The following is a 20,439-nucleotide window of genomic DNA, read 5'->3' on the forward strand; positions in this document are numbered from 1 at the left end:
ACTTGCTTGCTGGGCGGTCTCCTGGTCTCTCATCTTTTACATCGGCCTCTATTGCGCGGCAAAAGGGAGAAAGATCTAATTTTTCTATTGAATTTTCATTTACTCGCTGGGAGGCGAATTGTCATGAAAGTATGGATGCATCCCATTGAAGTCATTGCTTTTTTTGATTCTCAGGGACTTCCCCGTCCGCTGCGGTATCGCTGGCAAGCGAAAGACCAGCCTCACCACGAACCTGTAATTGTTAAAGTGGACCGTATTCTTCAGCAGCATGAAGAAAAGCCGGCAGGAAACCGCATGCTGGTTTACCGTTGTCAGAGCGTGATGCATGATCTTGAGAGGGTTTATGAACTGAAGTACGAACTGAGTACCTGTAAATGGTTTTTGTTTAAGATGTAAAACCCGCCGACAGCAAAGCAAAAGATCCTGGAGAATCGATTCCCCGGGATCTTTTGCTTTGCTGGAGCTATTACCATGACTCAAACCTGGCATCTTTTCCTTGCCAACATGTACAGCAAACAAAATGATTCGCTGCTCATCGCTTTTAAACTCAAATCCTCCCAAACAATCCACTCCAAGAGACTCATCTTATGTCTTTTGAACATTCTCACGCTTCCCTTGCTGGTTAAGCAAAAGTTCAGTTAAAGTTCAGAAAGCTGACAATGAATGTTCAGTTTTATGCAATATCATACGTGCATACAGATATGAGGGGAGTGAGAACATGAACGGCAGACATGAGTTGAAGTATCATATCAACGCATCGGATTACGCACAGTTGCGAATGAGGCTGCAGACCGTAGCAAGACTGGACGAAAACGTCGGGGATGATGATGGCTATATCATTCGCAGCCTCTACTTTGATAATTATTCGGACAAGGCTGTGGTGGAAAAGTTATCGGGTTTGAGCCGTAGGGAAAAATTCCGGTTGCGATATTACAACGATGACACATCACTGATTCGCCTGGAAAAAAAGAGCAAGGAAAACCGGCTGACTTATAAGGAGAGCACCGTCATCAAGGCAGCGCAATGTGCAGCATTGTTGGCAGGGGAATACGATTGCCTTAAAACCCCGGACGAGCCATTGTTTATGGAACTGTATACAAAAATCCGTTATCAGAACCTTCGACCAAAAAGCATTGTGGAATACCACCGGGAAGCTTACACATACCACGCGGGAAATGTGCGAGTTACCTTTGATAGCAACATCAGAACAGCAAACTGGGTGGCGGGCTTTCTGAATCGGCATATGACCACTATTCCGGCGGCAAAAACGATCATCTTAGAGATCAAATATGATGGCTTTCTTCCGGATATCATCAGCGACATTCTTCAAATCGGCTGGCGCAATCAAACTGAATTTTCAAAGTATGTCGTCGGAAGACTTGTATAAACAAACACAACGACATTCCATGTATTTTAACAACTCAAACCACAGGAGGAATCAACCATGTTGGAACAAATTTTCAATTTCAGCTATTTGGATAGAGCCGCGACTTTTTCAATCCCCGATATACTGGCGGCGCTGTTCATATCCTTTGCCATCGGGCTGTTCATCTTCTTTGTCTATACAAGAACTTTCAAAGGCGTTATGTACTCATCGTCCTTTGGCGTTTCACTGATCGCCATGAACATGCTTATATGCCTTGTCATTTTAACGGTCTCTTCGAATCTGCTGATCAGTCTCGGCATGATTGGGGCACTGTCCATCGTCCGCTTTAGAACAGTAGTAAAAGAACCCCTCGACCTGGTGTACTTATTTTGGTCGATCACAGAAGGCATCGTTGTTGGTGCGGGACTCATTCCCATGGCAGTCATCAGTTCTGTCGTCATTGGCCTTATGCTCTTTATTTTTGTCCATCGAAAAACGAACGACATGCCGTATGTGGTTGTCATCAGCTGCTCTGACGAAAAGGCAGAAGAACAGTCAATTCATCTGCTGCACAGTCACACCAAAAAAACCGTTGTCAAGGCGAAGAGCGTCTCCATCACAGGTGTAGAGTTAACCGTCGAAGTGCGGCTAAAGGAATCATCGTCGCAATTTGTCAACGCACTTTTAGCAATCGAAGGTGTTCACAATGCGACTCTTGTTTCCTATAACGGCGAATACTACATGTAAGGAGAATTTACCGGGAAGGATGTTTCAACATGATATCCAGTAAATATATTGCTGTCATTACCACAGCAGCCATGCTTTTCAGTTTAGTATTGTGTGGGTTTATCGTCTACGCGGCCAACTCATTTGATACGATCCGCATCCCCCAATATCAGCAAGAACTGTTCGGCGAAGAGGTTGTCACCATCGACATTCAGGTAAGTGAGGAAGACTGGCAAGACCTGCTTGGCAACGCCCAAGCCAAGGAGTGGATTTCCGCTGATCTGGTCATCAACGGACAAAGGTTCAGCACCATCGGTATACGGACGAAGGGTAACTCAAGCTTATCCATGGGCAGCAGGATGGGTGATTCATATGACGGCAATTACAGCCTGCAGTTCAAAGCCAATAAATATGTCAAAGGACAGACGTTTTACGGACTGGATGTCTTTTGTGTCAATAACATGATAGGTGATGCAACCTATATGAAGGATTATATCGCTTATGATCTTATGAGCTATATTGGTGTGGCCACACCGCTGAACAATTATGCCAGCGTCACAGTCAACGGCGAGGATTACGGTTTCGGGATCATGCTGGAACGGTACGAACAGTCCTTCCTTGAAAGGGTTTACAACACCGCTTCCGGACAATTGTACAATGTGAAAATTGGGATGGGAATGCGGGGAGATTTTGAAGATTTGCGGCAAAGTGCCGTCAACAGTTTTCCTGGCAGACGCACAGACGTCAATCACACAGATTTTCCTGCTGTGCCGGATGGCACCGCAGAACAAGGCGAAGGCACGACTGAAGTGCCCAATATTCCCAGAGGCGAGCGGCCCCAAGGCGGCGGCTTCGGCGGCATGGGGAGCATGGGCGGCGGTTCCCTGGTATATACTGACGATGATCCCGGCAGTTACAGCTCGGTATTGGACAACGCTGTTTTTAACAACAACTCCGACAGCGACAAGCAGCGTGTCATCACGGCTTTGAAAAACTTAAACGCCGGAACCGATTTGGAAGAATACATTGACGTCGATGCGACGCTGCGCTATTTCGCGGCGCATACGGTGGTTGTGAACCTGGACAGTTACACGTCAAACATGGCACAGAACTACTATCTCTATGAGCGCGACGGGGTATTAGCCATCCTGCCCTGGGACTATAACCTGGCTTTCGGAGGCATGTCCTTTGGAGGCACGTCAGGCGCAACGGATGTTGTGAATTTCCCCATTGACACGCCGGTCAGCGGTGTGTCAATGGAAGACAGGCCATTATTGAACAAGCTGTTGGAAGTCGATGAGTACATGGACAGCTACCATGAATACCTGCGGCAGATTGTTGAAGGGTACTTCGAGAGCGGCCTGTATGAAAGCAGGATACGCGAGCTGGACACAAAGATCAATGACTATGTGAAAAATGATGTTTCTGCTTCTTACACATATGAGCAGTATGAAGCCTCGTTGCCACATTTCATCGAGCTTGGACGTTTGCGCGCCGAAAGTATCAAAGGCCAACTGGACGGGACGATCCCAACCACATCAAGCGGCCAAAGCGCCGACACATCGTCGTTGATCGACGCTTCCAGTATCACCCTTTCAGCCCTCGGCTCAATGGGTGGTCAGCAAGGCGGTGAGGCCAGGCAGCCCGGAGGCATGGGCGGTATGGATATGATTGAGACAGAACTCATGCAGCCGGCAATGCAAGTACTAATGGAGGCAGGCGGCGAAGTCACCAGTGAAGTGAGAGACGAACTTTTGGAACTGGGCCTAACCGATGAACAGATAGAAATCCTCACTCATATGCAAGGCAGATTACCAGGTGGTGGAAATGAAAGAGGTTTGCCAAATGCTATGCCTGAGAGAGACGCAAATGCCCCCGGAGGAATGGGCCGGCCAGACATGAACAATACAATTGGTGTAGTGATGTCCACCGACTCACATACAAGTTATACCGCATTGATTGTTGTTCTGTTGATGATACTGGCTGGTGCTACTGCTTTTGTTGCAAAATCAAAAGCCAGATAATGAATATGCTCAAGTAATCCGCACCTAAAATAATGAGCTGGCCAAGAGCATCACAGTGCTTGGCAACCGGGATTAACGTCATCGTTTATCGGGCAATAAAAATGGGGGGGATAGATTTTGTTCTATCCTCCCCCATTTGCAGTATCAGGTGTGTTAGATTAATGAGGTTATAACCCGTTTGTCTATTTTCCACCAAACAACGCCCCGATTTCATCGCCTCTAATTTCTTTAACTTTTTTTGACATCACAACTGCCGTAGTTTCTTTGTCTTTGGCTTTTTCAAGAGAAGAAACAACCGACCTGCCCATACGCTTGTCTTTGATATTGATATTTTTTAAGATGCTTTTGGTCGCCATACTTGACACCTGCTTTATTCATTGACATTTCATATTCATACCTATGGTGTTGCCAATATACGCTCTGCGGTTAACTGTAAGCACATCATAGCAAAGATCACCGGTTATTTCAATGACAAACCCAATATGGGTGCGTCCATATTGGCGAACCCTCACGGGTCAAGCGCTGGGGTCAAAGATCCCTTTCGGTAGTCCAGTTTGATCATCCAAAGAATAAATGAAAATTGCTGTATCGTTTAAGAGAATTTCCGTTGAGCTTGATAAACTCCCAGGTTTCTTTATAATCACCTTTAACAGCAAAGGATTTATCTCGAATGAAGTCAATAAATGTCTCTTCGGTCTTATAATAGGAATCCGAAAACGCTGCAGCATATTCCATTTTCAACTCATCCGCCAGATTTATCTCATTGTGCAACACGTGTTCAAGGTTACACGAAAAATAGTACATATTGTACGGAATGCCCGATATTTGGGGACACAGCGATAATCGATTAATGACTTGCTGCTTTCTACTATTTCTTTCAGTAACACGACTGGCTGCCTTTGCTGCGATAAATGATTCCGAATATACAAAGCCCTCGACCTCTTCCACTTTAATTTGAGCACTTTCAATATAGGCGCCGTCCATGTCAATGAGGTGTACGATCTGAATAATATCACCCTTATTAATGCCAATTTCTCTTTTCAGAAATCTGTTAACATGCTCATTAACCTTCTTAACGGCATTAGCGCCATGAGTATATTGGTCACTCGTTACATCGCCCCCGGTTATATAAAACTTTATCAAGTTGGAAGAAACCAATTTACCAATGATGCCACCCAAAGATGTTTTGTCTGCGATGCCTTCCACAATAAACAGAATGACCTTTTTAATTTTCATCAATCACCCTCCCGGCCATCCTGAAGGCACGACTGATATCAAAGCTGTTGGTCTCTTTATAAATCTCCTCCTTTTGGCCGCCCAGATTGATACTCCGATAATACAGGTTTCTCAGGTTATTGTTGCTCTTCACATTGGCAAATCGCAGATAGCGATTTTTTGTGTTCGTTGTTGTGAATATGATTGAACGAGTATCCAGCATTTCCAGCGGCCTCAAATTATGAGAAGTAAAGATCAATTGACCCTTTCCATTTTCACTGATAATCTGAAGAATTTCACCCAGCAAATACTCAAAAATGCCGGCGTCCAATTCATCAACCACCATGCAGACTGAAGGGTGATTAAACATGGTGATCAATGTACTCAATATGGAGATGATTTTCTTAATCCCATCGGATTCATACTTTAATGGCACACGAATAGCATCCCTTATGGAGATCAGTTCAATCCGAATGCCTTCATTGCCATCTTCTTTCAGTTGTTTGCCGTGATTTTTCAGTCCGATAGTAAGACCTGGCACAATGGTTTCAAGGACAATGTTCATCTGTTCAAGCACCTTCACCACAACATTATATACTTCTTCCGGCACCACTGATGGCTTCAAAAGACCAATTGCCAAATCCCCCTGTGTGATTTTTTTCTCCTCCAGCAACCTGAAACTAAAGGGAATCAACACATTCATGTTAATCATTCCCGCATGATGATTTTTAATAATGAACAGATTCACATTGGCATAGTGCTTTAAGGCAACCATTATGTCTGTGTAGCGTTTAAAGCCCTGGCTTTTCTTAATGATCTCTTCCAACTCACTGCCAAAAATAAAAGAAGTGCTGTTTTTAGCCGACATTTTTTTCGCAACACCCAAATCAATTTGAACATCTTCATTCTTCGATGCCAGTAAACGATAGTTTTTTGTCGGCTTAAATGCATACTCTTTGTCTTTCACATGATAGTCAATAATGCCTGCCTTGCTTTTCCAGGCATTATCAACAAACTCTTTGTAAGCCAAATACTCCCGAACCACTTTGGCTTTGCCTTCATCTCTTCTTTCAATCTCAACTTCGTAGAAAATCTGATAATGGTCATCATCCATACTCAAATCAAAACCCAGTTTAATCGTGGCCGTTTCTTCATTTTCAAAGATATAGTCGCCGGCGTTCTTCGGCAGCTCTTTCCCACTGATCAGGTGTTTGACGAGCCACATCGCATCCACAAATGCTGTTTTACCTGAACCATTTTGACCATAGATGCCAATTATATCGGCACTCATCCGTTTATGTGGCGATGCTTTGTCATTTGAAATCTCAATTTTTCCATATTCAACATTTTTTATATTAACAAGTTCTGCTTCTCTTATGCGAATCATCACATCTTGCATCATATACACCTCCACTTACAACAAAGCATATCACAAAACACGTAATTTGTGAATTTATTTTTCGGTTTCGATATTTTTTGTATCTATTCGTGTTAATGTTATTCTATTTTGCTTTGTTTAGGTGCTTACGCTAATCAATCATGTTGATGCAACGTCATTAATTGGCCAAGAGCATTACAGTGCTGGCGGGTAATCGAGATTAGATGTTGGGGCACAAAAACCCAGCGACGAAGTCAATGGTCAAGAGAGGACTCCTCCTCCTGATGAACATCGCCGCTGGGTTATATCCCTTGCATTTTAATAAACAAATCCAACCATCATCATTTGTTGAAGCAGTGTCACGTTCTACTCAAGGGCATGAATTTCATCTTCTAAGTCTTTAAGCCCCTGAAGCAGCGTTTCAAATTCAGGTATTTCTCCGAACAACATAGCTTCCATTTTTGCATAGTCATCCTTCAATTGCTTCATATGCTCCTCGCGTGGCAGCAGCTTGATTTCTTTTGGCGTGGCATGTTCATACTGAGCCCATGCGCAAGCGTAGAATTTTTGCTTAAACTGGACAACTCTCAATAACAACGCTAAATCATTAATGGCCTCACTCTTCACAGGTGTCTGGGCCATCATGTAAAGATCATAATAGTGTCGTGAATACCGGGCTGGCATCTTCGTTTTGCTGCGGTTGGCTTCCTGATGCAAAATGGTCGCTTTTTCCCAAAATGTCCTTGCAGCACTCACCATGCGAATTTCAGTGTGTGTTTTTTCGAAAAGATCCGGTTTATAAGATGCTGCATAGGGTTCAACCGTCTTGGTGACAACCGGTGTCCATGCCGCTAAAGGGCCAATTTCAAGCCTGATTTCTTGTCTCAACGCTTCATCCTTGAACAATGGGGGATAAATAAACCGAATGGTCTGCTTGTCGGCCTCATCAATGGCTAACTTAAAAGGTTCTTTCCGATGTCATATTTTTAATCTCCTCATAAACCCAGGAGCGTGTTCTTTGGGCTTCTTTCAATAACTTTTTCTTTTCTGCCTGGTTAAACTTGCGCATCATTTTCGCTCTTATTTCATTGTTCATTTCTTCTTTGCCAATGGCTTTAATGGCTTCGATGAGCAGGGCACTTTTAGGGGAAATTTCGCTAATCTCCCGGTTGGTTCGCCTTTTAAACTTGATCACAAACTGGTCGTGACGAATAGTTTTATGGGGACCGTCGGTCACATACTCATACACCGCCGGCACCTGGGTGGAAAGCCCCATCTGGTTCAAGGCAGCCTCCCCGGAGGGCACAATACGCCATCCATAGGCCCGGGCAATGGCTTCTGCCACTTCCCGTGGCGATAGCGCCACTTCTTGCTGCAAAAACTCATTATAGTCGGGTTTTTGATAAATGCCCCTGTGCACCCGGATCAGTTTCCCTTCTGCCGCTAACCGGGAAAAGGCTTTTTTAACCGCATCGTAACTTCCCAAATCTGCAAAGTCTGACAAAACAAAGGCTTTGCCCTTCGGGGAAGCGTCTATTCTCTGGATCATACTTTCCATTACCTTGTTACTGGTCATGCTCATCACCACCTTTCGTCACTAATATTATACAATATTGGTGACGAGAATGGTAGGGGGGACCAAAAAACAAAACGACCCGCCTTGGTACGCATTGTGAAGAGGCGTGGCAGGTACTGTTGACCATACTATACTGTTCTGGCATTGCGATTTCAAGTAGTGCATAAGATGTGATTAATCGGATGATTAAGTGGTATGTTATTAATAGGATGCGTTTCGCTTTTCAAGTAACAAGTAGCATGATCCTTTACCTACGGTTTAGGACGAGCAAAGGCCTCGGCCACTGGGCCAGTAACCAGTGGTCATTTTTATGAATTCCTTCGAGAAAGTTACAGTACCAAAGTTACAGTACCTCCGTCCCAACTGCCCTGATTTATGTTTACATGGTTTAAGCGGTTTATACATTATCGCGATACCATCACCTTAGTCATCACCACTTATCATTTCAGTCATTTTTCAATCCAAGACTCAATAACCCTGGTCAAATAGCGATATCAATGCTTCAGGATAGCCCTTATTCTTGCCATACTCTTTTAGTTTTTCATAAGTACCTCCAAGAATATACGACCTTTCATCCGGCAATGAGTCAATACTGCTCCCATTTTTCAGTAAGTGCTTTCTTAATTCCTTAAAATCGTGTTCTACTAGTTTAACTGACTTATCATACACGTTGTACAAATCTTCCAGTATCGTCCTCTCTTCTTGATTAGATGTGCCACGGTAATAATTGTATGCTGCCGGTGGTGCCCCACCAAGTTTTAAGAATCCAAACATTTGAGTCCTCCTCGATAAATGATTTGTGAAAATTAAACGTGAGTTCTGTGTATGGTTTTACTTTCCGGAACAAATAAATACTACCATGGAAATGCCACTTGCTCTTTTGTCATCTGATTTTTGATAAAATAAGCTTCCATATCTCTTATATACAACTCAAAAGACCTCACCGAATCACCTAACTTATTGGATGCTTCTCTTATTTGATTATGGTCTTGCCTTTCTACACCCCTAATGTACTCCAAATGGGCATCATATATTTCATCCATAGCACTCAAATATTGGCGGTGATAATCTACAATAGCCGCTGGCGACTTGATATTTAAGTCTCTTTTTAACTTGAGTAACTGATCAACATCATCGTCTGTTGATGCCAATTGAAGGTATTCAATAAAGCTATAATGAGCTGAGTAGAGGTTGCCGAAGTAGTTTATTAAATCCAATTCTAGCTGGGCTTTCTCAAGCTCATCAAGCAATACTTTCAATTTAGATTCTGACATCTCCAGCAACTGTTTTGCTTCTTCATCGCCAGGCTTAATTAACAAAGCCTCTTCAAAATGAATAATCGCCATTATAAAGTTCTCTGCTTCATACGCTCCTTTGCCTTCATCAAGTTTGTTTTTAAACTCATTTGAACACCCGCCACCTACCAAGACAAAACACAGAACCAACATTATGAGTAATCTCTTTCCCATAAACACACATCCTTCGCAGTTAATAGTAAATTCCATTCAATAGTGAAGTTTTAATGTTGGTTGCATACACCCAGCTTTTTGAGGCAAAATCTATTGGTGTCAGCCATCCAATAACTCTCGCAAGGGCGTATGAATCAAGGTCACAGCACCTTCTTTCTAATCACAAGGTTTTTATTCTTTGCGTGACTATAGTTTGTAACCAAACAGCAACGCGTATTCTTTGTTATAGTGATCAAAAATCCAGTATTTGCTTCCATTTTTCACATATTAATTTAAAACTAATGCCTGCATTTGCCGAACTAGAACTTGGCAAAGATACATATTTTATTTTTCTACTTCTTTCAAAAAATCTATCATACAGCTTTTCAGACTCTAATCCATTAAACACAATTGTTTTTAAATGCTTATGCCCTGCAATAAAGCTCCCAATATCGTTAGGTTCTTGAACTTCCATATCTCTATCCAAACTTCCTTTTCTTATGGCTGTATGGGCAACATCCCAAACTCCAATATTCGTTTTGAGGAGAAGCATCTTTTTATCCTGATATGTCTCTGGCAGATCATTTTTTGTAATAGCAGCTATTATTTTCCAAAATCTATTCCTGGGGTTTTTATAATACTCACCATACTCTAACGATTTATCTCCAGGCATAGTGCCTAGTATCAGTGTGATTATATTTTGATCCTCAATAGGAGCGAATGAGGTTTTGATGTTTATCTGTGAAGAGTTGGATCTGACTGTACCACTTGCCTTCGTTTCTAATGATTTGGATATTTCCGATTTGGTCTCAAGAACAAATGTTTCGATAGGTGTTACGCCGCTCCAGGTTATTCTGATTGGTGATTCAAGTTCATCTACCCTAAAGCTGATGCTGTTTCGGTGTGCGACATCTGAGCCTTTGAACTTGTATGACTTCTGGAAAGGTTTCGCTTCATGGTCAATGTTTACAATCAAGGTGTTGTTCGTAGATACTTTCCTAGTGTCGATCTTATAGCTCTTCGATGTTTCCAGTCTTGTCGATGGTCTGATGGTTCGATTCCTTACTACTTCAACAGTATCAAAGTGTGCAGATTTTTGTGCCATCTCAGCCAACTCCTTTGCTTTCAAAGCACCGATTCATATTTGCGAAGATTGCTCGCTCTCATCTTCACCCTCAAGCTCTTTCAATGTCTTGCCGTTCTCAGTGGCCCACATGGTTAAACCATTGGCACTGCTATAGGTAACAAAGCCCGCAGCTGCCGAAGGGCTGCCAAAAAGAGTGTCTTCCAGCAGCATGCCCTCGCTGCTCACTCGCTCTGCATGCTGTTTTCTTAATCGGCTGATGGTCTCCGGACAACTCTTTGTGGGTACAGCTGACACCGTGGAACCCTTAAACACCACAAACCCTTCATTGGTACGGCGGCCAATGGCATTGGCTTTGGTGGTTGACAGGTAGAGTTTTGGTTCTTTGTCGATGGTTGGAGGGTCTATGACGGGAGTGGGCGAACTGCCAACCAAAGGCTCAAAGACTTTGTGCCCAAAAGTGCCCATGATGATTTTGGCGTAATCAACAAACTCCTCCATTTCACTTTCTTTTTCTTCGGTGATATTGCCAAGGGTAGGGTCATTACCATTTTTAACCAGGTAGCGCTTGGCCTCTGTGGCCAACTTGCAGAAACGATTCTCCAGGTAACTGATCTCCGTTGGCCCGAAGGAATTATTGGAGGTGGTGAAGACTACCGCCTCTGTCCAGTAATCCTTCTCAGGGTTGCGTTTATGCTCCTGCAAACGGTACAAAATGCCTTCCCCGTTTTTTCTGGCCCCTGCCTGGCCAATGTACACCACATTATCACCAGTCTGGTCGGAGATGCCAAAGAGAAAATAGACACCGCTCTGCTTAAGGTCGTGCCGTTCTTTACAATTGTCGATTTCGGTACGGGGTATTTTGTAGGCCACCCCTGTCCAATTGGCCAGGGTGCATTTAATACGGCCATTGGCGGTGCCGTCCATTAAGTATAGGTTGATGCTTTTTCCTCTTGTGGGCATTTTCAGGCCTCCTTATTTCACCCTACAGATCTTGTTTGTTGTTTTTCCATTAATAGGTGTCGTCTGAGCTGGTCAGTCAGCACCATCAGCATATTCACATTATTACGTTATCTAATAACTGGAAAGAGGCTCTTATTCAATTAATAGTTTAGTGCTTTCTCTATCCTTCTGTTTATTTCATTTCTAATACCATCAATTTGACTAAAAGTATGCTGATGTTTTGAAATATAATAAGCCCATTCATCCGATCTATCAATCCTGGAAAGCTTCTTAAAGATAACATCAATGTTATTAGTGAAATCTCTTTGTGATACCTTGCTGATTATTTCTAACATTTCATTCCGAGAAGATTTAATAACCAATCTGTACTCAGTCTCAAGTTCCAAATCAAAACATTTCTTCACTGCATCAATAAACATATCAAGGTACTCAATTGGAACGTCCTCTATTTCCGCAGCTTCAGTGTACTCATCAGCTTGTATTTGAACAGTAATCTTGATATCATCATATAGATTTTTCATTATGTAGCTTTGCATGAAGTGATGAAATCCATTGACTTCATCGCAATAATATAAGCTTTGTTTTATTTGCATAAGTTTTCGTTTTGTCCGTGAATCGACCATATCCCAGCCAGGATCCTTCTCAATATCAAATAAAGATTCTCGTAGTTTTGTTAGTCTTGAAACAACTAAGCTGGATTCAATCTTTCTGTATATTGGCAAGTGATTAAGAAACATCTCATCTTTCCGCTCTTCATCCCTCTTCTTTTGATCAAATCTCATAACCTCATACACACCAATAACACCAATAATAGCGCCAAAATAACTGGCAAAAAAACCAATCCAATCATTATTCCTATAAAAACTAAATGGTAGGTTAATCTCCATCAAACCCGCTACAACAATTGGTATTGCAATAAATATGACTAGTATTAACTTATACCTCAATGAAATTTTTTTCATTGCATCACCCCATTGTGCACCAGTCTCATCGGAATATTATCCATGATTCAATTTTCCGACTGGATTGTAGCGTCAACCTGATCGATTCTTTTGTCAATGTCATCCAGTTCCTTCTTTTTCAGTATTTCTTGTATGAACATACTTCCAATAGCAGCGATTAAGGCGAATATAACCTTAGCTACGGTATTATCGAAAATGTTTTGGAATATGGTAAATAGAGCGATCACAACCACGGCGCCCCACTTTCTTTTTTTGTATTTTTTCTCAATACGCGTTCTTTCATCATCCTTAAATTTCTCAATGTTGTTAAGCACCTTAGAATAATGCTTCTCAACTTCATTCTTAGATTGTCTCTCCTGATCCAGTTTTTCGTTATATTTTTTCTCCTCTTCTTGCCTCACCGCTTCCTTTTCCTTTGCGATCTTTGCTTCCTCATACCTCATTACTTCTTCGATGCTAATTGATGAGACCGAATCATCCAGCTCTTTTTTAAGCAGATATCTCCGCGAACGCATTTCTGAACGATACATCATATAATCAATTTCTTTGATCTCACCCGCTTTATGTGCTTCATTTAGCTGCTTGATGTACGCATCCCATGTCTCATTTTTTGGTGCAACAGCCGAATAGCATCTTTCCATAATAATTGATAATGGCAGCTTCGGCTCTTTAATGCCGTTCATGAGCAATAGTTTGGTTGCCAGCGTGGTATAGTGTATGGTCGTCGGAATAGTGTAATCATCTTCATTGAGAAACGAAGTAGAAATATAAACCAGTTTCCTGTTCTTGGTAACGAATACCGCTTCACTTTCGAACAGATTACTGGGTTGCTTGTTATTTCTTAGAAGCTGGGTCATGTTAATTGCTTTTGCGTCATGTTCTCCTCTTTCGACATTTAGATCAGTATTGTTAAACCCTTCATTAATTTGATCTGCCAGCCTTTTTTCATCGATGAATCGCGCATGATCAGCTCTCTCGTAAAATTCCTCAGGGTATATTTCAATTCCAATCTCCTTAATTGATGCCTTAATGTTTTTAATGGCTTCAAAAATCTCGGTTTTGCTGTTCTTTTTCGATAAGAAGTGGTCCACAGTCAGTCTCATATCGCCATAAGACGGGTCTTTGTACTGCATTATGTTTTCGCAAGCAATCAAGTTGTTTCTAGCTTCTGATACGGAATGTTCATAACAATAGACTTTAGCATCGAGTGATTTGAGGGTATCGCATAGTTCACGCACAAGGTCTCTCCTAAGGTCGCCAGCATAACCAAGTGCATAAATCAACAATGGGCTGTCGAGCACGACCTTAAGTCCTTCTAACTTTTTGTCTTTATTATTCGTATAGTGAATATACTTATACGCAACAACGCCTTTAAGCAGTGTTTTTAACTGCTCGATTGCCTCATTGAAAGGCTCCTGTTTTTCGTACTGTTCAACAAAATAAAGACTAAACAGCACATCTTCCTTACTATTATCTTTCACACCATTTAGTGCTGCCAGATCCTCAGAAATCAACACATCAATATTCTTCTCTAAGTACTTCAACATTTTGTCATTGACGCCCATGGGACTTATCTCTTCACCCATACTCTCTTTTGCGAAAATGATAACGTCTTTGCAGATCTTATCCAGGGCGTTCGTAAACTCTTCGCCTCGCTTCAAAACCTCTTGATCTTTATAGCCCTTCACCGGTTCGTAGTAGACAATCCCTTCGGCCTCAGCCTTATAAACCAGACCTTTTGCTTCCAAGCGATTCAGAATATCTTCGTAATTAGCTGCCGTAAGACTCATGTCGTACTTTGATGTGACACAGCTTTTCAAAACCTCTGTTGTGATTTTATCTGGCACTTTGTCAAAAAGACAGTATTCAACAAATGGCAACAGCGAATCAATAAAATCTAAATTCTTTTCAACGTTCTCCGCCAGCATGTAATACAACATCAATTCACTACTCATGTGGACACCTCACCTTTGTAGTTTCTGTATAGCCTTCATTATAAAAGAACATAAAATCTGTATATGTCCTCAAGCACTACACATCCTCAATAAAAGCCTCAAAATTATCTGCAGCCGTAAAGGCCACGTCATGGTTTATTGCCTCGAAATGCTTACGTCCACATTCTATTTTAGATCGTTCCATGGGGCGCAGTTTTTCTTCCAAAATGCTCCCTTTGGTTTCAACGACAAAGTAGAGTTTATCTGTGCCATCTTTTTCAATGAGCAGCGCCCAGTCCGGGTTGTATGATCCCAGTGGTGTGGGGATCTTAAACCAGTTTGGCAGCTTGGCGTACAGCTTCACACGGTTGTTGTTCTCAAAACTTGTGGCAAAGCTTTCTTCTACGTCACTGTCATAGACCACATACTGGAACACTGACTTTTGGCTTGCCAGCATGTTCTTTTTCAGGTAGCCTGTCAGCTCTTCTTCTTCAAATAGCTCCTGGGCATAATAGGCGTCTTCCCCGATTTTGGTGTATTTGATGCCGTCCACAATCATGGAGCGCATTTTGGCGGTGATGATCTGGGCTGCTTGCTCCATGTACTGCTGTGGATTCTTTTTGAAAAGATGCAGGGTTTTGCTATCCACCAACAGTTTTACGATGGTTTTTCGGGTGAGGTTTGTGGCGTTTTGCAGGTAGGCAATAATGTCCGGCAGAGCTGTGTCTATCTCTTTGACGCTCACTGAACTGCGGTCTACTTCATAATCTTGCACACCACCCACATTGATTTCAAGCCGTGCTTTGGTATAAACCAATTTTGGGCTTGTGATTGACAATTCTTTTTGCATGGCACGGCAGCCTTCTTCAATCAATTCATCGGTATCAAAGTCAACAGAATAGGTGGTTTTGTATTTCACCTTGTCCCACAATGTTTTAAACTCCGGATCAAGGAACACCTGCTTGTTCAACTCCACTTTTCGCTTGTCGCTGTTGTTTTTAATGTTCAGGCTGCCACAAATCTTCTTGCTCAGGGCCATCACAGCCTCCTTCACAGGTACATAGGCTTCTGGCAAGCTGATGTCTTTTTCTTTAATGGCTTTTTTCAGGGCATCCTGCACTTTACCGTTGCTGTCGATGTAGCCTTGTGCCTGGAAATATTTTACAATTTCTTCTGAGGCTTCTTGGCCTATATAACCCTTGGCTTTCAGTGCTTTGTCCATGGTAATGTTGGCAAAAGTATGTTTTTCAATGACCCCAAAACGAATGCCCTCTTCTGCTTCGTATTCCTTCTGCAGTGCTTCTGCAAACTGTTCATAGCTTTCATTGGCCATGACCGTCAGGGTATTGATGGAAAAACCATGTTTTCGCTGGCCCTGCTGGTCAACGCAAAGACGAAGCCCTCGACCAATCTCCTGCCGTTTTTTCACTTCACTTTTGGTGTCGTTCAAGGTACAAATCTGAAACACGTTGGGGTTATCCCACCCTTCACGCAAGGTGGAGTGGGAAAATATGAACCTGAGTTTTGTGTGAAAGGACAACAACGCTTCTTTTTTCTTCATGATCAGGTTATATGCGGTTTCATCGTCCTGGGTTTTCCCCGTGGTGTCTTTCACCCGGCCTTTTTTGTCAGCAGAAAAATACCCGTCATGTACCTCTTCTGCAGGGGTTTCCACGTCAATCTTTTCGACCAGGGTGGCGTATTTGGGTTGAAGGATCAGTTCTTTGTAGTGCTTTTCAAAGAGCTGGGCATAGATCCCTTTCTGTGGGTTCCCCTGTTCATCGTAATACCGGTAGTTGGCCACTTTGTCGATGAAGAACAGGCTGAGCACCTTGATGCCCTGCTTGTTAAGCAACAGCTCTTTGTCCAAATGCTCTTCGATGGTTTTACGGATCTGCTGCTCTTTCAGAAACAGCGCATCCACATGGCCCACCGGCTTGTCCAACCGCAGCACCGTTTCCTGGGAGGTAAAATCAAGGAATTCATTGCCTGGCTCGCAATTGATTTCATTGACCACATAGTTTTCGTAGATCTCCCGACCTCCAGCCTTTTCCTGCAAATCATCTCCAGCGCCCACTGTGACTACTTTTCGCTTGACAGCGCCTTTGTTGTCTTGCACGTCCATTTCAATTTTCGCTTTTATAGGCGACTTTTTATTATCCACTGACACCAGTTTAAGGTAAGCCTGGTTGTGCTGTTCCCTGGCTTCAAGGCCTGCTACTTCAATCTGCTTCACCAGCTCTAGTTCAAAACTGTCAATGGCGTCCAGCTTATAAACCAAGTGATGCTTATCCACATGGGTGGCTGAATAGCGCAGGGTGCACAGTGGGTTTAATGATTTGATGGCTTCCTTGGCCTTGGGTGTGGTGTCCACCGACTGGGGCTCGTCAATGATAACAAAAGGGTTGGTCTCCTGAATTAATTCAATGGGTCGCATGCCGTTCATCCGGTCATTCTCCCGATGGATGATGTTGGCCTTGTTCACCTTATCCGGGTCACTGAAGCTTTTTCGGAAGGCGTCGATGTTAATGACCATGATTTCAATGTTGTCGCTGACAGCAAAACTTCTCACCTGTTCCAGCTTACTGCTGTCATAGATATAATAATTGTAGACCACGTTGTCATAAAGTTCTCGAAAGTGATCATAAGTTATCTGAAGGGATTTATACACCCCTTCTTTAATGGCCAGGCTTGGCACTACGATGATGAACTTTGAAAACCCATAGTTTTTATTTAGTTCCATCATCGTGCGCAGGTATACATAGGTTTTGCCGGTGCCTGTCTCCATTTCAACATCAAAATTATAATCAATGGCAGGAAGCCTTAATGATTGGGGTAAGCCGTTGCGCAGTTGCACCTCCTGCAGGTTTTTCAGTATCTCTTCCTCGTCTAACTCCAGACGGTTCCCCACACCATTCTGGGTATCAAGCAGCCCCACCTGTTGTGTTTGGGTTGTGACCGTGAACACAGTGTGGTTGGGTGTCTGCCCGCGGAACAAGTCCACCACAGAAGCGACGGCTTGTTTTTGAAAATCCAGTTTTGAGTCAAATTGAAGTTTCATCCTCCGTCACCTCCTATATTGAAATAAATTCCTCAATCCCGCCAAGGTTAAAGATTTCTTTCACATTGGTTTTTTCGCTGTCTGAGGCAAAGCCATTGTCACGGCATACCACCCGGGCACTTTCAGGTTCCAGTTTTTTCACCAAATTAAGAATACCTTCAGCCACTTTGGTTGTGATCTGATTTCCCAGGCAAATCATCAACATGCCAAAGCCAATGGCATAGACTTTCTGACCTGCTACTTCATATTCTTCCACTGGATAGGTTAAATCAAGACCATATTTCAGCATGATCTCATACACTACATCCAGCTCATTGCGCCCTGCCACAAAGTTTTCCAGGTGATCTTCCAGGCTGGTTTGCAGGTCATCAGGGTCTGGGTTCCACCTGCGGATGTTTGAGTTGTCCAGTTTTAGCACCTTGAAGCCAATGTCCAGGTTTTCAGCAGCGTCACCATGTTCCTCTTTAATTTTTTTGCCAGCACGTCGAATACGTTCTTTACCGATTTCAGCAATATTCTTGTATCCTGCTTTGAAGGCTTCACTTTTTTCGTCGCAGGGTTCCGGCAGCTGTACCATGATAAATTTGCGATTTCCCTCGTCTTCAGCATTAAATTGCATAACTGAGTGGGCGGTTGTAGCAGAGCCAGAGAAGAAGTCCAAAACAATCCCCTCAGAAGTTCCTGTGAACTCAATTAAAGACTTAATGATTTCTTCATCCTTAGGATTATCAAAAACCTTACCACCCATTAACGACATAAGCCTTTTTGTTGATGCGCGGCCATCTTTATAAAAGACACTGTATGGAGCTGATGTTTCCCTATCTTTTAAATATGATTTTGTACAGGGCACACTATTTTCATCTGCACCAAAATGCACTCTATCGTCATCAATTAACTCTTTCATCCTTGCATATGAACTAAACATCCAACCACGAGAAGGAATTTTAACTGGTTTTCCTGTATTAGGATGTAGTACTTCGTACTTTGGCCCCCCACCTCCCGGCCAAGATATGTTGTCTGGGAAATATATTCCACGCTTATCAACGGATGAATAATGTGAATGATTTTTTGCAGGATGATTTGGTGGAAGAGATTTAAACCACATTTTCAGCTCGTTCTGTATTGCATTATAGTCATGATTATATTTATTCTTGAGTTTATTGTAGACAGAGTAAATTTCATCTAGCCCTAGCTTTTTCTCCCGCCACAAAGTTGAGCTCTCAGTCAAACAACTTTTCGATTTCGAATAGCAAAGCATGTACTCGTGCGATATTGAAACTAATTTTGAGTCATTTTTTCTGCCAGCTGCCCAGACAAATTGGCATATGAAATTCATTTCACCAAATATTTCTGCTAGTACTTTTTTCAAATTATCAACTTCATGATCATCAATACTAATAAAAATAACTCCATCATCACTCAATAAATTTCGCGCCAGCCTCAACCTGGGGTACAACATGTTCAACCAATCAGTGTGATAACGTCCGCTGGTTTCTGCATTGGTGCTCAGGTTCTTGCCTTCTCCATCTACCTGACCAGTGATTTCTTTATAGTTCTTGATGTTGTCTTTGAAATCATCCTTGTACACAAAATCGCCGCCTGTGTTATAAGGGGGATCAATGTAGATCATTTTCACTTTGCCATGGTAGCTCTTCTGAAGCAGCTTCAGCACTTCCAGGTTGTCGCCTTCTATATACAGGTTTTGGGTGGTGTCCCACTGCTCACTTTCATCTTTGCAGGGCCGCAGGGTGCCGGTGGAAGGGGTTTGGGAAATGCGCAGGGCTCTGCTCTTACCATTCCAGGTAAAATTGTAGCGTTCTGGCTTGTCTTCTGCATATTCTCCCAACAGCTGCTGCAGTTTTTCAATATCAACCTTCCCTTCCGTGGCCACTTCCGGGAACAGCTCCATCAGTTTATTGATGTTCTCCTGGGTGATGTTAGGGGTTTTTCCGTTTAGCTTGGTTTCATTCATGGTTCTTTCCTCCCGTCAATTGTTGGCGCTGTTGTTCCAGCTTTTTCATCTGTATGTTCAGTTCCATTTTCCGATTAAACTGGGTTTCCCGCTTCAGCTTTCCTTTCAGACTCGTCATTTCTTCGTCCAGCCGTTGAATGGTTAGGCTTAAATCCCTGGCTTCTTCCGGTGTGAGGTCTGCAGGGTGATTCAGTATTTCCTCCACTTTGAACTGATATACCGCCGAGACAAAATCATCGTACAGTGCATACAGGTTACGAAAGCGCATGTTTGTAATGTTCAGCCTCTCAAAGAGAGAGCTGTTTTCCATTACCCAGTCTGTTGCCACCACTTCTTCGATAGTGTTTTTGGTGGGGTCGTTCTGGTTGGTGCGCTGGTGGGCCGCATAGAGCTTGATCTTCTCTTCCCAGGTTGCAAACAGCAGCATGGGGTACGGGATGGTTCTCATGAGAATCTCCGCCAGTCGGTCCAGGCTACGGTCTTCCCGCACTGCCATTTGAATCACAAGGAGTTCTTCGTATTCCCGTAGTGGGTCTTTGTAGGCTTTGACATTGATGGTGGCCGGCTTGAGGCTGTAGAGGCATGTGATCCGGGAGATGTTCATTTTGATCAAGTCTTTTTCCTTGTTGGTAAGTTGGGCTTGACTGTAGAACAAATCCTTGGCGATGATTTGATTGATCTCACAACTTGATGGGATTTGAAGTTTGTGGTGATAGGCCATCAAATTACC

At 42.9% G+C, this 20,439-nt stretch carries 18 protein-coding genes; 4 read left to right on the top strand and 14 right to left on the bottom strand.

The window, feature by feature from the left end:
• Positions 1-123 precede the first annotated feature (123 nt).
• The 4 genes from QOL74_RS00310 (at position 124) to QOL74_RS00325 (ending at position 4,116) form a co-directional block, all read left to right on the top strand.
• Positions 124-396 carry a hypothetical protein gene (locus QOL74_RS00310; RefSeq protein ID WP_283407430.1) on the top strand — a complete coding sequence of 91 codons (273 nt, stop codon included), beginning with the start codon at positions 124-126 and terminating at the stop codon, positions 394-396.
• A 322-nt stretch (positions 397-718) separates the two neighbouring features.
• Positions 719-1,387: a polyphosphate polymerase domain-containing protein gene (locus QOL74_RS00315; protein WP_283407431.1), complete on the top strand. Its 669-nt coding sequence runs from the start codon at positions 719-721 to the stop codon at positions 1,385-1,387.
• A 57-nt stretch (positions 1,388-1,444) separates the two neighbouring features.
• Complete coding sequence (locus QOL74_RS00320) at positions 1,445-2,113, top strand: DUF4956 domain-containing protein (RefSeq protein WP_283407432.1); 669 nt, start codon at positions 1,445-1,447, stop codon at positions 2,111-2,113.
• A 29-nt stretch (positions 2,114-2,142) separates the two neighbouring features.
• Positions 2,143-4,116, top strand: coding sequence for a CotH kinase family protein (locus QOL74_RS00325; protein ID WP_283407433.1), 1,974 nt, complete (start codon positions 2,143-2,145; stop codon positions 4,114-4,116).
• A gap of 182 nt (positions 4,117-4,298) precedes the next feature.
• Here QOL74_RS00325 and QOL74_RS00330 read toward each other — a convergent pair whose 3' ends face one another.
• The 14 genes from QOL74_RS00330 to QOL74_RS00395 form a co-directional block, all read right to left on the bottom strand.
• Complete coding sequence (locus QOL74_RS00330; protein ID WP_283407434.1) at positions 4,299-4,472, bottom strand: hypothetical protein; 174 nt, start codon at positions 4,470-4,472, stop codon at positions 4,299-4,301.
• Between the two features lie 202 nt (positions 4,473-4,674).
• The gene (locus QOL74_RS00335) at positions 4,675-5,352 is read right to left on the bottom strand and encodes a hypothetical protein (RefSeq protein WP_283407435.1); all 678 of its coding nucleotides are present in this window, start codon (positions 5,350-5,352) and stop codon (positions 4,675-4,677) included.
• Positions 5,342-6,730 (bottom strand): AAA family ATPase, encoded by a 1,389-nt coding sequence (locus tag QOL74_RS00340; protein ID WP_283407436.1) that lies wholly within the window; start codon positions 6,728-6,730, stop codon positions 5,342-5,344. Before QOL74_RS00340 ends, QOL74_RS00335 begins: the two co-directional genes overlap by 11 nt.
• A gap of 345 nt (positions 6,731-7,075) precedes the next feature.
• Positions 7,076-7,660, bottom strand: coding sequence for a nucleotidyl transferase AbiEii/AbiGii toxin family protein (locus QOL74_RS00345; RefSeq protein ID WP_283407908.1), 585 nt, complete (start codon positions 7,658-7,660; stop codon positions 7,076-7,078).
• Between the two features lie 7 nt (positions 7,661-7,667).
• On the bottom strand, positions 7,668-8,285 hold the full coding sequence (locus QOL74_RS00350) for a DUF6088 family protein (RefSeq protein WP_283407437.1): 618 nt from the start codon (positions 8,283-8,285) through the stop codon (positions 7,668-7,670).
• A gap of 468 nt (positions 8,286-8,753) precedes the next feature.
• Positions 8,754-9,059, bottom strand: coding sequence for a hypothetical protein (locus QOL74_RS00355; protein ID WP_283407438.1), 306 nt, complete (start codon positions 9,057-9,059; stop codon positions 8,754-8,756).
• Between the two features lie 80 nt (positions 9,060-9,139).
• Entirely contained in the window at positions 9,140-9,754 is a 615-nt protein-coding gene (locus QOL74_RS00360; RefSeq protein WP_283407439.1) for an outer membrane protein assembly factor BamD, read from the bottom strand.
• Positions 9,755-9,986: 232 nt separating this feature from the next.
• Entirely contained in the window at positions 9,987-10,838 is an 852-nt protein-coding gene (locus tag QOL74_RS00365) for a DNA-deoxyinosine glycosylase (RefSeq protein ID WP_283407440.1), read from the bottom strand.
• Positions 10,839-10,871: 33 nt separating this feature from the next.
• Positions 10,872-11,780 (bottom strand): GIY-YIG nuclease family protein, encoded by a 909-nt coding sequence (locus QOL74_RS00370; RefSeq protein WP_283407441.1) that lies wholly within the window; start codon positions 11,778-11,780, stop codon positions 10,872-10,874.
• Between the two features lie 140 nt (positions 11,781-11,920).
• A complete protein-coding gene (locus QOL74_RS00375; protein ID WP_283407442.1) occupies positions 11,921-12,742 on the bottom strand; it encodes a hypothetical protein in 822 nt (273 codons plus the stop codon).
• 47 nt (positions 12,743-12,789) lie between these two features.
• Complete coding sequence (locus QOL74_RS00380; RefSeq protein ID WP_283407443.1) at positions 12,790-14,697, bottom strand: hypothetical protein; 1,908 nt, start codon at positions 14,695-14,697, stop codon at positions 12,790-12,792.
• Positions 14,698-14,773: 76 nt separating this feature from the next.
• Positions 14,774-17,737 carry a type III restriction-modification system endonuclease gene (locus tag QOL74_RS00385; RefSeq protein WP_283407444.1) on the bottom strand — a complete coding sequence of 988 codons (2,964 nt, stop codon included), beginning with the start codon at positions 17,735-17,737 and terminating at the stop codon, positions 14,774-14,776.
• A 13-nt stretch (positions 17,738-17,750) separates the two neighbouring features.
• Complete coding sequence (locus tag QOL74_RS00390) at positions 17,751-19,709, bottom strand: site-specific DNA-methyltransferase (protein WP_283407445.1); 1,959 nt, start codon at positions 19,707-19,709, stop codon at positions 17,751-17,753.
• Complete coding sequence (locus QOL74_RS00395; protein WP_283407446.1) at positions 19,702-20,430, bottom strand: DUF4391 domain-containing protein; 729 nt, start codon at positions 20,428-20,430, stop codon at positions 19,702-19,704. The genes QOL74_RS00390 and QOL74_RS00395 overlap by 8 nt, the downstream gene beginning before the upstream one ends.
• Positions 20,431-20,439: the final 9 nt, after the last annotated feature.

Origin of the sequence: Anoxynatronum buryatiense (assembly GCF_900182905.1) — a bacterium.
Classification (GTDB): Bacteria; Bacillota; Clostridia; order Peptostreptococcales; family Tindalliaceae; genus Anoxynatronum; species Anoxynatronum buryatiense.